The sequence below is a fragment of the Ignavibacteriales bacterium genome, from assembly GCA_026390795.1.
In the GTDB taxonomy this organism is placed as follows: domain Bacteria; phylum Bacteroidota; class Ignavibacteria; order Ignavibacteriales; family Melioribacteraceae; genus Fen-1258.
Genome location: JAPLFG010000003.1, coordinates 793383 through 808320 on the forward strand (window position 1 = coordinate 793383; position 14938 = coordinate 808320).

At 35.2% G+C, this 14938-nt stretch carries 10 protein-coding genes; all 10 read right to left on the reverse strand.

Features of this window, described 5'->3' with window-relative positions; all coding sequences use genetic code 11:
- Positions 1–2 precede the first annotated feature (2 nt).
- Positions 3–3545: a response regulator gene (locus tag NTX65_07110; GenBank protein ID MCX6169088.1), complete on the reverse strand. Its 3543-nt coding sequence runs from the start codon at positions 3543–3545 to the stop codon at positions 3–5.
- A 154-nt stretch (positions 3546–3699) separates the two neighbouring features.
- A complete protein-coding gene (locus tag NTX65_07115) occupies positions 3700–4956 on the reverse strand; it encodes a hypothetical protein (GenBank protein MCX6169089.1) in 1257 nt (418 codons plus the stop codon).
- A gap of 1 nt (position 4957) precedes the next feature.
- Positions 4958–5845, reverse strand: coding sequence for a hypothetical protein (locus tag NTX65_07120; GenBank protein ID MCX6169090.1), 888 nt, complete (start codon positions 5843–5845; stop codon positions 4958–4960).
- Positions 5842–7398 (reverse strand): hypothetical protein, encoded by a 1557-nt coding sequence (locus NTX65_07125; GenBank protein ID MCX6169091.1) that lies wholly within the window; start codon positions 7396–7398, stop codon positions 5842–5844. Before NTX65_07125 ends, NTX65_07120 begins: the two co-directional genes overlap by 4 nt.
- A gap of 1 nt (position 7399) precedes the next feature.
- The gene (locus NTX65_07130) at positions 7400–8623 is read right to left on the reverse strand and encodes a PilT/PilU family type 4a pilus ATPase (protein MCX6169092.1); all 1224 of its coding nucleotides are present in this window, start codon (positions 8621–8623) and stop codon (positions 7400–7402) included.
- 73 nt (positions 8624–8696) lie between these two features.
- The gene (locus tag NTX65_07135) at positions 8697–10484 is read right to left on the reverse strand and encodes a GspE/PulE family protein (GenBank protein ID MCX6169093.1); all 1788 of its coding nucleotides are present in this window, start codon (positions 10482–10484) and stop codon (positions 8697–8699) included.
- 22 nt (positions 10485–10506) lie between these two features.
- Positions 10507–11850: a type II secretion system F family protein gene (locus tag NTX65_07140; GenBank protein MCX6169094.1), complete on the reverse strand. Its 1344-nt coding sequence runs from the start codon at positions 11848–11850 to the stop codon at positions 10507–10509.
- An 80-nt stretch (positions 11851–11930) separates the two neighbouring features.
- Positions 11931–12320: a hypothetical protein gene (locus tag NTX65_07145; protein ID MCX6169095.1), complete on the reverse strand. Its 390-nt coding sequence runs from the start codon at positions 12318–12320 to the stop codon at positions 11931–11933.
- Positions 12321–12503: 183 nt separating this feature from the next.
- Entirely contained in the window at positions 12504–12803 is a 300-nt protein-coding gene (locus tag NTX65_07150; GenBank protein ID MCX6169096.1) for a hypothetical protein, read from the reverse strand.
- Between the two features lie 343 nt (positions 12804–13146).
- A complete protein-coding gene (gene aspS / locus NTX65_07155; GenBank protein MCX6169097.1) occupies positions 13147–14913 on the reverse strand; it encodes an aspartate--tRNA ligase in 1767 nt (588 codons plus the stop codon).
- Between the last annotated feature and the right edge of the window lie 25 nt (positions 14914–14938).

Consider the following 14938-nt stretch of genomic DNA (forward strand, 5'->3'; position numbering starts at 1 on the left):
TATTATCTGTCAATTTTAGAAAGGAGAAATTTATTCATCTTTGCTGAAAGTATTTTCGAATTTATTGGTTTTGTCACCAGATCATTAAAACCATTTTTTTCAATTATATTTTTATTATCAAGCATTGCATATGCTGTTAAGGCAATAACTGGAATTTGAGCGAATCTCTCTTCGGCGCGAATACGCTTGATGGTTTCAAAGCCATCCATTTGCGGCATCATTATATCTAGAAATATTAGGTCTGGTTGAATATGATTAAGAGTTAACAAACATTCCATTCCATTGTGAGCAAAGATAGTATCGCAGTTTAGTTCTTTTACAAATTCTCCAATAGTAAAAAGCGCATCATTATCGTCATCCACAATCAGAACAGTCGGTTTGTTTTTTTCATTCTGCTCAATACTCTTAACAGATTGAGACGGGGTGTTCTTCTGAAGTGGCTCTTCTATTAAGTTAATTTTTTTGTTCGTTATATTATCATCAATTTTTAATCTGTCGCGCAATACTTTTAAAACATCCAGCGGATGAGCCTTTATTTTCAACGTTATTTCTCTCAATTTCGTATTGAGCGATTTGCTAAGTTCGTCGTTAAATTCATGTGGAAGTTTGAAAACAATCGGTATATTTTTTGTAACCCTTTGTCGGGAAAGTTCATAACTTATCTGCAGTGCTTCGGTATTAAACGATTCCATATCAATTAAGATTAACTGTGGACTATTTTCTTTAACTTTTTGTTTAACCGCATCCGCAGAATTCAGCAATATAAATTCATACTTATCGCTAAAAGTATTAACAAGTTTTTTATAGGAAATATCATTTTTCTCAAGAATAACAATTTTCTGGATTGGTTGATCAAAATGTGATTCAACTTCTCTAATTATATTCTCAAATTCATTGCGTTCCGTTTCGAAAGAAATAAAATCAAATATTTCCGGTTCCCATCCGACTTTGGCTTCTTCTATAATCATTGTAAGAATGATTGGAATATTGCTTGTTGATAGATTGGTTTTTAGTTCCGATATAATATTCCAAATATTCTGATCGTGGATTAGAGGATCTAAAACTATTGCAATTGGACTTTTTTCCATTGCAAGACGGATGCCGTCCTTGCTGTTTGATGTAGTGATAATTCTATAATTGTAAGAGGCAAGATAATCACCAATTAGTTTTAATGAATCTGTATTGGCGTTAATAATTAATATCGATTCTGCTTCAGCATTATCAATTATGTCTTCAGCAAGAGTCAAAAATTTATGATCTGTTGCATCAAAAACGTCCAAAACAGAATCCGATAATGTAAACGAGAATCTCGATCCTTTCCCAATTTCACTTTTTAATTTTAGAGCACTTCCGAATAATTCAATATATTTTTTACAAATAGCCAGTCCTAAACCCGCACCTCCATATTTCCTTGCCGTGCTACTATCAACTTGCTTGAACTCGCCGAATATTAGTTCTTGCTGTTCTTCGGTAATTCCAATTCCGGTATCTGTAACTATAAATTCAATATCCTTTAGATCGTTAATATTTACTGATAATTTGACGAACCCTGTTTCGGTAAACTTAACTGCATTGACGAGTAAATTGAGAAGTATTTGTTCCAGCTTACCTTTGTCAGAACTAATCAATGCATTTGTATTATTCTGAATCTCCAGAATAAATTGGAGATTTTTCTCCGACGTGAGATGTTGAATATTGGGATTGATTTCTTTTAGAAGGTCACTTAGTAAGAAACTTTCTTTCTTAATTTCAATTTTACCCGATTCAAATTTTGAGAATTCCAGAATATTATTGATTAGACCGAGAAGTTTTTCACCATTGCGGTGAACAATATTTAAACGGTCTTTAGTCCTTGCAGCAACAAGTGTGTCCTTAATTAATAATTCAGTTAAACCTAGAATTGAGATTAGCGGTGTACGCAGTTCATGCGACATGCTTGCTAGAAAATCCGACTTCACTCTTGTCAACTCAACAGCTTTAGCTCTTTGTTTCTCTAATTCACCGGCTTTCTCTTTAAGTTCGCTGTGAAGGGCTTTAAGCTGGCTGTTTTGCTCAATTATATGCTCGTTCTGTTTCTGATATTCCTCATTCAATTTTTTTAATTCATTTACAAAATTTTCGAGCTGTTCAAAAGATTTAGCGTTTGTAAGTCCTATCGCAAGCTGTTCATGAATGATAGAGATGTAATTCATTACTTCTTCATGCGGTGCCGATTCCGAAGCAAGTTCCAACACCGCGATTGTTTCTTTATTGTACACAATAGGGTAAATCGTTAGATATTTTATTTTAATTGTAGCAATGCCGGTTTTTATTTCCGGGAAGTTATCATTAAAATGAAATTCGACCTTCTCTTTTTTATCTATTGCATTGCTGTAAAGATCAGCATTTTGTGTCAACTCAATAATATTTTTGCTTACACCGAATGAAGAAATTATTCGAAGTAATTTATTTTCGACAATGTATAAAACCCCAAAAGTCAATCCGGTTGATTTAATAATTTTGGAAAGTGCGGCATCCGAGATTTCTTTCATTGTTGGATTTTGATTAATGAGGGCAATGAATTCGGAATATTCCTTTTCATTTTTTTTATTCCGCACAAGTTCATCGAGCATTTTATTAAATGTTTCGCCAAGTCTGCCGACTTCATCGTGTGTAATTATTTTAACCCGGTGATCCAGATTTCCTTTTCCTGTTATCTCAGTAGCCTCACTCAGCAGAGAAATTTGTTTTCTCAATCTAATAGTAAAGCCCAAGACTATGAGAAATGTAATTGCACTTCCGGCAATTACAATTATAACCATAACAATCCGTAATGTATTTCGAAATTCTACTCCTTCTTTAAATACATTGAAAACAACAAAATTTATTTTGGCGCCAGGTGTGAGAAAATATTTTGGCAAGTATAAAACGGAGTAAAAATCAGCATTTTCATATTCATTAAAATAAAGATCAAAACTGTTTTTAAATTTTAACTCCCGGACAGCATTTATAACCGAAAGAAGATTAACCTGATTTTTATCTGGGTTGGAAATTTCAATTGGAGAATCATTTATAACAAGTGCAACCTCAGCCCGAATTTTTTGCGAGATTCGGTTAAGGAAATCTGTTGATATTTGATTACCGTAATAAATAGTCCGGCCGTTTGGAAATTGGGCATATCTTAAAACAACATTCGGATTATCCGAAAAGAATTGACGGAAAGATGATGATCTGATATTAAGATATGACTTTGTTTTAATTTTGAATTCGTGTGCATTAATAATCGAATCGTTTACAAGTGTGAAGCAGAAGTCAATTGCTGTAGAATCCAGATTGATTTGATCAAAGTTGTTTATCCTCGGTGCAATTTTTTTAAAATCCTCTTCTACATTACTAATCTCATTTTGGAAAACAAACGCAAAATCATTAGCTGAGTTAAGAATATTCTTGGATTGCTGCTGCATTAAGAGACGACCGGCTAACGAATAGAATATAAAAGTTGAAATAACCGAAATAAATAAAACAATCAGAAGAGTAATCAATATTAAACGGTAATTAAGTTTCATTAACCGAAGGACCTCCAGTATTACTAAATAAGAAAGCGGAAGGAAAACTAATTTTTAATGATACTTTGAAAATTCAATATCATCCGAAGATGGAATGCATTTATTAAGTCGGTCTAATACTGCGTGTATATTTTTCTATCGGCTCTCTCAAAAATTATTTTTGTTCTTCTTTTTTCTCTAACAGTTTTTTGTATTTGTCCATCTTATCAAAATTCTCCTGCCTTATATCACGCAATGCAGAATCGTCTTTAAGTTTTTGAATTCTATCTTTAAGAGAAGGAAGCAATTCCGCCTTTATCAGCATAATTACTTCTTTTCTAATAGTTTCTTTGGAGTCGTATCCGGCTAAGTAACGTATACCCAAAACCCACCAAGGAAGATCTTTCAAAAATGGAATCCCTCTACGGACTGAAATTTCTTGATTTTCGAACAAGCCGCCGATGGCAGTTTCTTCTTTATCTAAAAGGAGAACATCTGTTGTAACTACATTTTTACTTACGTTTGTACTAAGAGCATCTCTTGAAACCACACTGCTGCGTTCAATATTTAATTTGAGAAGAACGTATGTTATCCCTTCTTCGTTAAAAATATGAGGCGTAACTTTAATTATGGTTCCGGTCGGATAAAATTTATCGAGAAGATTTCCGGCAAAATCTCTTTCTTTAATTGAGAAGTCATTTCCAATTTGAGTTGTTCCTTCAACACCGTCTCTTGCTGTAATTATTGGGCGGGCAATAATTTGGCCTAAGTTCTCAGTTTCAAAAAATCTGAACAACCCTGTAGCGGTTCCATCCCATTTACCAGCAGTAAAATTTGTGCTGTTATTAATTTCATACGTTGGAGGTTTTTGAATTACCTGCGTTTGACCGGTGTTAGCTGCTGTTTGCTGTTGCTGCTGTTCTTGAAGCGTAATTATTTTAGTCCCGATTGAAAGACCGGATTGTGAAAGAAGAAATTCCCAGTTAATTCCTCTTTCACGCAGATCATCAATATTAGCTTCAAAAAGTACGGCGGAAATTTTAACTTCCCTTTCATCTATAGGTGCGTAAGCATCTTTTGCCAATGTAGCTTTTGATTCGTCTTTCTTTTTAACAATCAATGTAGATTCCGTTTCTTCGACAATTAGATTGTTATATTGGACAATTACAAAGAGCGCTCTTTTATAAGGCCATTTATCAATTTCAATTCCAATGGGAGTTGTTAGAGTAACAGTAGTAACGATTCTCTTGCCCGTTAATTTTTCACTTACCTTGCTGAGAACCTGGATAGCCTGATCGAATGTAATTGTTTCGGAAAGAGAAACAAGTTCCTCCGGGTTTACCGCACCTTTTAATTTTTCTTTCAGATCAACCTGCGCATTGACACTAAATGTTAACCCGGATAAAAACAAAATTATAAATAGCTTTTTCATTTTATTTACTCAGTTTTTTTTCTTTTTCAAGTTTCAAAGTAACATTCTCGATGATGCCGCCCTTATTCAGGACGAAATTCACTTCGGTGTTCTGATAATTTATGTTAGTAAGATATCCCAAATAAACTTTATCTCCTTCCCATAGCAGGTAAGTATTTCCGCTAGCATCAACCAGAAAAGCTCCGTCAGGAATTAACGCTAAAAGCTGCGCAGATTGAACATCCAACAGGTTGTCTTGGTTAGCAGGTATTTCGTTCCGGATTAACGGATAGAAAAAATCGTAAGCTGGGTTGGGTACAATAGAATTTTCTTTAAGATCCTTCACAAAAAATCTATTGTCCGATGAGAAATAAGTTTTGGCTTTAAATTCATACTTAACCAAATAATGCGGAGTTCCGTCCGCATCTACTTTGACGTTGTTAGATAATGAAACGGCTTCAATTTTCTTTAACTGCTTACTCTCTTCAATAGCATAAATTAATCTTATAAGATCGTTAAATTCAGCAACTCCATTCAAAGTGTAATGATAAATATTGTAATTAGTAGCTGTCTCTGTTTCATTGAACTCAATATTTACATATGAATTGCTTGAGAAACCATAGCTGACTTGATTTACAAAATCGAAGAAAGAAGCCTGAGATACATTAAACGGAATATTGTATTTTCTATTAGCCAAGATAGAATCGAGTTCTGCAACACGTTTAGTTAGCAATGCAAGCTGAAGATTTAAGGATTCCGTATCAAGTTGATAAAGTTTTAGGTCTTTAATTTTTTTCTGCTTCTCGCTTATTTTAGCTTTTTGATAAACAAAGTTAAAAGCAACACTGCTCAAACCAATGATAATGAAAATTATCAGAATGATGATTGTATTTTTAACTTTGCTGCTCATTGAGTCTTCGTTGAATCGTTTTGTAATCTTAAGTTAATTGTGTATGAGAAAGCGCTCTTTTCTCTTAACGGTTCGAAATTAATGTTTTTGAGAAGTGACGATTTGTTAATACCAGCAAATTCGGTAAGCACACTTCTGGATAATGAATAACCTGTAAGTTTAATTTCGTCTCTAGAAACCGGTTCTATTTTACTAACCCAAAAATTTCTTCTTGTTTCGGCAAAATCTGAAATTTTTCCAAGCGATGAGTTCCACAGGCCGGCTCCTTCACTAGCGTCGTCGATAATTTTTTGTGTGGCATCAAAACTATTTATTCGGGTTTCGAGTGGAGTGATTTCTTGTACAAGAGCCTGATTCTGTATTTGTCTCTGATTAAGACGGTTAATTTCAAAATCCAATTCCTTTATATCTCTAAAATTGGATAGAGTTTTGAAAGTAAAGAAAAACGCGGCGCCGAATAAGAAAGGCATTAATGCGTAGCTATGCCATCCGAATTGTAAAAACTTTTGATTCTCTTGAATATATTTTGGTAGAAAATTTACACCTACGTGCGTCTTATCCAATTCATCGAAATATTCAATCCCGGCTGAAATTGGAATTGCAAACAAAGCGAGATTTTTCTGGTCTTCTTCGTTGAGTTCTGTTGAATCGAAGTTTTCAAATTTTAGTTCCGATACATTTGCTTCCGGAAACGTACCGTAAAAGGAAAGGATTAAATTTTCAGATCTGTCTTCTCCGCATAAAATAATGTTATCGAGTTTAGAAATACCGCCGTTTTCCATTTCAAGAAGAATTTTTGAAAAATAAACATCATACGTATGAAGATTTTTTGTACCGATGTCTAGCGGTGAACCGATATGTTTTAATTTTTGTCCTTCTAGAAAAATAAGTTTACTATATTCTTTTCCAATGTAAACAATGAGCGAATTATCTTCCGGGAAAAATTTTGTTGATTTTGAAACATAATACGTAAGAGAAAGTTCAGCTGTTTTTATTGTAGGAATTTTCAGATAACGTCGCTTATTAAAATTTGCAAGCTGACCAATCAAATCAACACAAGGCATATCCCCTTCAAGAAAAACCCCGAGCATTGATTTTTCATTCATTTCAGTAATATCAACTAAATCTTCTGTAACCGTAATTCCTTTTGTTACTTGAAGATCACTAATAACCGATTGTATTAATTTCTTCTTGTTTTGATTGCGCGGTCCATCGTATGAATGATAGTTTACTATCGGTTCGGTTACAATCGGAATGAAAAGCATATTACGTAATTTCAAATCGTGCAGCGCGGCATCAAGCATTTCAACGTCTGAACTTTCGTGAGATTGTGAATCTACAGTACTCACTGAATCGAGGTTGTCGAAGGATAAATCGGTATCCATTACCTTATTTTCCAATTCAACCATTACTTCCTTCTTTGAAGAAGAAAGAATTGATCGGGAAACGGTTAAGGATGATACGCGATGAACCTTGACACCGTTATTATCTTTGGATAAAACAGCAAGTTTTGCATCGGTTCCTTCGCAATATAGACAAACAACCTGTTTCAAATTATCCTTTCATCAATTGCAAGATTCTGGTCTTATTATTAGCGTAAGACACGGCATTTTCCTTAGAAATCTTTCTTTCTGCATACAAACGTAGCAAATCTTGTTCCATCGTAATCATGCCTTGAGGGGCGCCTTGATTGATCATCATGTAAATTTCACTCGTATTATTGTTCTTTATTGCCGCTTTAACAGAAGGAGTAACTATTAGAACCTCTTTTGCAAGCACACGTTTGCCATCTAAACTCGGCACCAATTTTTGAGAAACGACCGATATTAAGACATCCGCTAGTCTATTTCTCACTCTTTCCTGCTCATTTGGATGTATTTCTGCAACTATTCTATCAATTGATTCAGTCGCCGAAGAGGTATGAAGTGTTGAAAAAACTTTATGACCAGTGTCTGTAACCTCCAGAGCTGATAAAATTGTCTCCGGATCACGCATTTCTCCAATTACAATTATGTCCGGGTCTTGTCGCAATGATTGTATTACTCCCTCTTTGAATGATATTACATCTCTTCCAACTTCGCGATGTTTAATAATTGAGACTCGGGATTTATGGACAAACTCAACCGGAGAAGCAATAACAACTATATGACATGGGTCAGAATCGTTATGATAATCTATAATCGCATCAAGTGTTGCCGATTTACCGGAACCCGTAATTCCGGTTATTAATGATAGCCCAAATTTTATATAATTGTGGCTCATCATTTTAATTGCGAACGGGTGAAAATCGAGAGATTCGATAGGACGAATTCTGGCTTGAATATAACGCATATTTAAAGCCACACTATCAAGATCAAAATAAGCATCGGCACGAAAACGAACTACTGCTTGCACTTTATCATACTTGAAAGAATAGCTAAAATCCAAATTTCTTTCAGACAGAAGCATTTCGCATTGGGTTTTGTTCAATAGCGCAATGATTAGTGTCGAAGCTTCATCTTCTGAAAACTGGGGAAGATCGCTAGCACGTTCTTTTTTGCCAAAGATCCTCATCCATACAAAATTTTGTGCTCCGTATCCGCCGATTTCGATATCGGATGCTTGACGGTCAATCATTGTTCCCAGTATATTATTAATCAAGTTAAGCAACTGCATTTTATGTTCAACTTGAAGTTCGTTTATATGCTCAATAATATATCGAACACGTTCCGGACCTAGGACAGTTGTAGGAATTTTTGTGGTAAATGCTGTGAGGATTTGTTTTGCGTCTGCAATCATCAAGAATAACCGTCTTAATTGGTGAAAAGCATAGTATAAAATACTTTATTTAAATATAATAAGCATTGTAAAATTAGTCTTCCATTGTCGCGCCGATCACTTCCTGAATTGAAGTTAAGCCAAGTTTAACTTTTTCAAAGCCGGAATCTCTCAAACTCATTGTTCCATCTAGTCTGGCTTGATTTCTAATAGCTTCTTCATCAACATCTTCTCCAGAACTAACAATCGCCTTTCTAATTTCTTTTGTGAAATAGAGCGCTTCATGAATTGCCATTCTACCTTTATATCCCGTGTGATTACATCTCTCGCAACTACCCGCTTCGAAAATTTCGTAACCGGTCCATTCTTTAATATCTAGACCGGAAGGAAGAATGTGTTCTTCTAGGTTTGCAACTTTCTTCTTACAGTTTTCACATAGTTTTCTTATGAGACGTTGTGCCACAATAATATTAATCGCGTAAGCAATTAAAAACGGTTCTACTCCCATTTTAAATAAACGTGCAACTGCGCTTGGCGCATCGTTAGTGTGCAATGTTGAAAATGTTAAATGTCCGGTGTTTGCAAGCTTTATAGCTGTCTCAGCTGTTTCTTTATCGCGCATTTCACCAACCAGAACAATGTCTGGATCGTGACGAAGAATTGATCTGATTGCTTGTTCAAAATTCATTTTATAACCGATCTTTAACTGTCTGGCGCCTTCAATAACATATTCAACCGGATCTTCAACCGTAAGAATATTTTTTTCAGGTGTAATAACTTGATATAACGCGGCAACAAGAGTGGTTGATTTTCCGCTTCCAGTTGGGCCGGTCAAAATAATCATTCCTTGAGGTAGATTGATTGCTTTAGCAAAAGCAGTGTGCGCATAACCGGTAAGACCAAGTTTGCCTAAATCACGTATTACTTTTCGATCGTCAAGAATTCTTATTACAATGCTCTCAAATTTGTTTTTTAATTCTGTTCCGACCATTGGTAATACAGAAACTCTGTAACGAATTATATGTCCATCTATTTCGCGCTGAATAAAACCGTCTTGAGCTCGTTCCCGTTCAAATCGGTCAAGACCTTTGGACCGATCTTTTACAACAGCCATAACAGCTTCCGGCAAGGTTCCTTCTTGAGTATGCCAAAGCATTAATTTTCCATCAAGACGAAAATGAATTTCAGTTTTATTGCCTGATTTGGGAATTAAATGAATATCGCTGACTCCTTTACGGGTTCCCTCAACCAATGCTGCTTCAACAAGGTTAACAAGTGCGCTTTTATTAATTTCAGCATCAAGTTCTTCTTCATTAACCGAGGCTTCATCCTGAACCACTTGAATCTCTTCCCCCGCTTCCTGAATCATTCTTAAATATTCATTTTCGGTTGGGGCCAGAATTGAAACAAGTTTATCGTAATCTCGTTTTCGAAGATAATTTATTTCATATTTTTTTACGTTTAGTGTATAGGCAACTTTAGCAAGATTTCTGTCTGTGGGGTCCACGGCTGCTAGAATTAACTTATCTTTAATTTTATCGTCATATTTGAATGGAATTACCCTGTGTGTAAGAAGCATTTTTTTTACATCATCACCCTGACGCGTCATCAAGTTTTTTATTTCTGCTATACGTTCATCCGAAAGTTCTTCCGGACGAACATTAAGTTCTTTAAAAGCATATAGTACCGCTACTTCTCTAAAAATAATATCGTGATCAAATTTGAATTCATCAACCAGGATCTGAGCAAGGTTTCTCTTCAGCTTTGTTTGATCCGCGTCTTTAATTTTGAGTGATTGTTCTAATATGGAGTGATCAATTATTCCTTTCTTTAAGAGAAGGTAACCAATCTTATCAGTCATCTCAAGCTGAGCATCTATCATTGTTGATTCTTCCTTAATATTTTTATTTCATTGATGGTGATTTTGGATTAATAGTTGCTGTTTCGGCCGATACAAGAGTAAGTCCAATCATCACTATCATAATAACCATCGCAATTCCAACTTGTATAAGTTCTATAACATTTTTTAATCTAAATACTGTTTCGCTTTCATAATAATTTGCAAGCTGGAAAGCGGTATTTTTTATTGTACCGGTTTCTTCACCCGAGTGAAATCTTGATAATGCCGTTTCTGTAAACACGCCGCAAGCTTCGAATGATTCTGTAATTCCAACTCCTTTTTTAATCATAAGAGGAATTGCAACATTTTTAATTTGTTGTTCAAAGTAAACGTTTCCGGTAGCTTCGGCGGCAATTCGAATCGGCTCTATACTTTCAGCTGAGCCGCTATAGAGAGTATAAAATACTCGACAGAAAACTTCAATACATGTTTTATGAATTAACGAGCCCATTACCGGAAGTTTGAGCATATAGCGGTCAAAAAATAATCTACCTTTTTTTGTCTTACCAAATTGCCAAAGTATAATCGGCGGAGCTATACAAACAATGGCGACTAAAAGACCATTTCCCATAAGAAAGTTACTTATCTTCAATGTAGCCGCTGTCATTGGCGGAAGCGGTATATCAAACTTTACAAACAATTTTGCTGTTGCCGGAAAAATATACCCGACATAAAAAAGTACAGCTAGAAAAAGCACAAACAGAGTTACCATAGGAGTGATTAGAGCGCTTCGCAAGTTTTTTTTAAATTCTTGTTGTCTTTCTAAAAATTTTGCGGTTGCTTTATAAATTTCCGACATGTTACCACTCTTTGATGCAAGTCCAAGCATATATGCTGTAAATTTTCCAAACACCGATTGATAACGTAAAAAAGTAGTCTCGCTATCCGCACCTTTTTTAAGTTCATTGTTGATTTGTTTTAATGCTTCTTTAAGAGATTTGTTTGAAGTATCATTTATAAGTAAAGTTAGAATTTCACTATAAGGGAGTTTTTGCTCTAACAATTCGGCACTTATTTTTACAAATGAAACAATATCCTGCTGAGGTGGTTTGAAATTAAATTCCAAATATTTTCTATTGACTGAAATTACTTCATAACCAAGTTTACGTAATGCGTTTACAACCTCATCTTTATTGTAGGCTCTCTGTTCCCCGGTTATCGGTTTTTCCTTACCGCGTTTAATTTTATAAACGTAACCTACTCTTTTTTCAATTTTTTGAATTTTAAGCTGATTTTTTTCGGCAAGTTTTTGAATCTTTTTTTTCGCCTCACCAAATGACGGCTCGCTAAAGCTTCCGCTTATTATTTGACCGTTAGGTTTTTGCGCAGTAAATCTAGTTTCGATCATTGCATAATTCTTAATTAAATGAGAAAGCCGATAGATTTATGTTCTATCGGCTTTCAATTTAAGAAAATTCCAGTTAAAAATTAATTATTAACGACTGTCGTCATATTAGTAGGTGTCACAGTCATTGTAGCCTTAACCTTGGCTGCACCATCATTACCGGTTTCTGTTCCAGTACCGACTAGAGTTACTTGTTGAGCTGCAACGGTTGCGGCAACAGCGGCACTCATGTTTGAAGTAGTTTGTAATTGTTGCGGTACAACCCAATTGGTGAATGTATTATTTCCACCACCTAGAGCTGTTGGTTTTCTGTAATAACCTTGTGCCATTGATCCGATTGTAGTTAAATCGGCAATAACTGCATCTCGGTTGGATGAAGCAGCACTCGCGGTGAACACATTGATACCAACTACAACAGCGATACCTACAATGATAACGCCAAGAACGATGAGTAATAATTGTTGTTGACCCATTTTTGAACTCCTCTTTTTTGTTGTTAATTAGTTAAAAGAAAATAGACACATAATTAATTTGTTTTTGTACCTTCCTTATTTTGAGCAACTGCAACAATAATTTTTTTTCTATATACCATTTACTGTGCCACAATTTTTATAAAATGTATTGTTTCTATTTTATCTTTTAGCAAAACTTAAACATTAATTATTAACTGTCGTTGAAATAATTGCATTCGGTCCAACAACCATTGTCACTCCGACAACAGTTGAACCATCTTTACCTATCTCCGTACCTAATCCAACTAGACTAACCGACTGTGCTGCAATTGTAACATTTACTGGTGTACCCATATTTAATGTTTGCACTAGAGCTGGTGGAACAGTCCAACCAGTAAATGAATTTGAGCCGCCAGTTAATATTGCTGCTTTTCTATAGTATTGTTGCGCCGTTAAAGCAATGTTCGTTAGATCTATTATTACCGCTTCTCTGTTTGACTCCATAGCACTTGCAGTAAATACACTAATAGCAACTACGACTGCTATACCAATTACAATAACACCGAGTACAAGTAGTAATAATTGTTGTTGACCCACAAAACATCTCCAAGAAAACTGTGAACTGGTAATTTTTTCCGATTATCTCAAGTCTAAGCTTATTATTTCAATACTATACACTCAATATTCAGACCAAATTTAGTCTACCAGATATTTCATATTTTCTTTGAAAATAATATAAAAAACAAAACTATTAATGCAAAGGAAAATCTTTGACAAATTGGATGGTCTTGTCCCTTGGGTAGAACTTACCTGTAAAATAGGGGAAGTACAATCCCAGAATGTGAGACTATTTAATGCGGATATGTAACTCGGTTAATTGTGAATCATCGACTTTTGAAGGTGATTCGTCCATAAGAGAGATACCGCTGGAAGTTTTTGGGAAAGCAATTACATCTCTTATTGAGGAGCGTCCGGCAAATAACATAGCTAACCGATCAAAACCGAAGGCAATGCCCCCGTGCGGTGGAGCGCCATATTTAAAAGCACCCATTAAAAATCCAAATTTTTCCTGGGCTTCTTCTTCGGTAATCCCCAAAGCATTAAACATCTTCGACTGTAAACTTGAATCATGAATTCTAATACTGCCGCCGGCGATTTCATTCCCATTCATAACTAAATCATAAGCTCTTGCTTTAACAAGTGACGGATTAGTATCCATCAGAGGAATATCTTCAATTCTTGGCGAAGTAAAAGGATGGTGCATTGCGTATAAACGTTTTGTTTCTTCATCCCACTCGAACAATGGAAAATCTGTAACCCAGAGAAGCGACGGCTTTGCATCAGTTAATATTAAATTCATTCGCTTTGCCATTTCTAATCGTAAAGCACCCATTAATGCGAGCGTCTTGAGTTTAGGACCCGCTAGAATAAATAAAAGATCTCCAGACTGCGCATTCATTTTTTTTATAATATTTTGTTTCTCTTCATCCGATAAAAATTTTGAGATTGGTGCATCAAGATCATTTTCTTTTACACGCATCCAGATTAAACCACCTGCACCAAGTTTTTTTACAAAGTCAGTAAGGACATCCAACTGATTTCTAGTATAGTCTCCGCATCCTTTGGCAAGTAGAGCAGTGATAATACCGCCATTTGCAACTGCATCTTTGAAAACTCTGAAATCAGATTTTGCAAAAACATCATTAAGTGTAACCATTTCGAGTGCAAAACGAAGGTCCGGTTTATCGCTGCCATATTTTTCCATTGCTTCATCAAAACTAAGACGCGGAATTGGAGAAACAAATTCTTGATTCAAGACTTCTTTAAAAAAGTCTCTCATCAATCCTTCGACTATTTCAAATATATCTTCCACATCAACAAATGACATTTCCACATCAATCTGTGTAAATTCGTATTGGCGGTCGGCTCTTAAATCTTCATCACGAAAACATTTTACAATTTGGAAGTATCTGTCCAATCCTGCAACCATTAAAATTTGCTTATACGTCTGCGGAGATTGAGGAAGAGCATAAAATTTTCCTTTATGCATTCGGCTCGGGACTAAAAAATCTCGTGCGCCCTCTGGTGTACTCTTCATTAAAATTGGAGTTTCAACTTCAACAAACCCATTCGCATCAAAGTATTTTCTGGTGATTTGATACATCTGATGCCGAAGCAATAAATTCTTTTGCATTTCATTTCTTCGGAGGTCTAAATACCGGTACTTTAATCGTAAATCTTCATGAGCATCAATCCCGTCTTCTATTGGAAATGGCGGGGTTTCAGCCTGGTTAAGAATTATCAGTTTATCAACCATAACGTCAATTAATCCGGTAGGTAATGAAATGTTTTCTGTTCCTTCCGGGCGTTTTCTAACTTTTCCTTCTATAGAAATTACATACTCATTGCGTAATTTTTTGCCCTGTTCATGCGATTCTAAATTATAATTTGGTTCAAAAACAACTTGAGTTATTCCATGACGGTCTCGCACCTCAATAAAAATTACTCCTCCAAGATCACGACGTATAGCAACCCAGCCGTTTAGTACAACATTTTGACCAACGTTCTTTTCTCTTAATTCTCCGCAGGTATGTGTTCTTTTATTAAACTTCATAAACTTAATTTCTCTCCAGATCTAA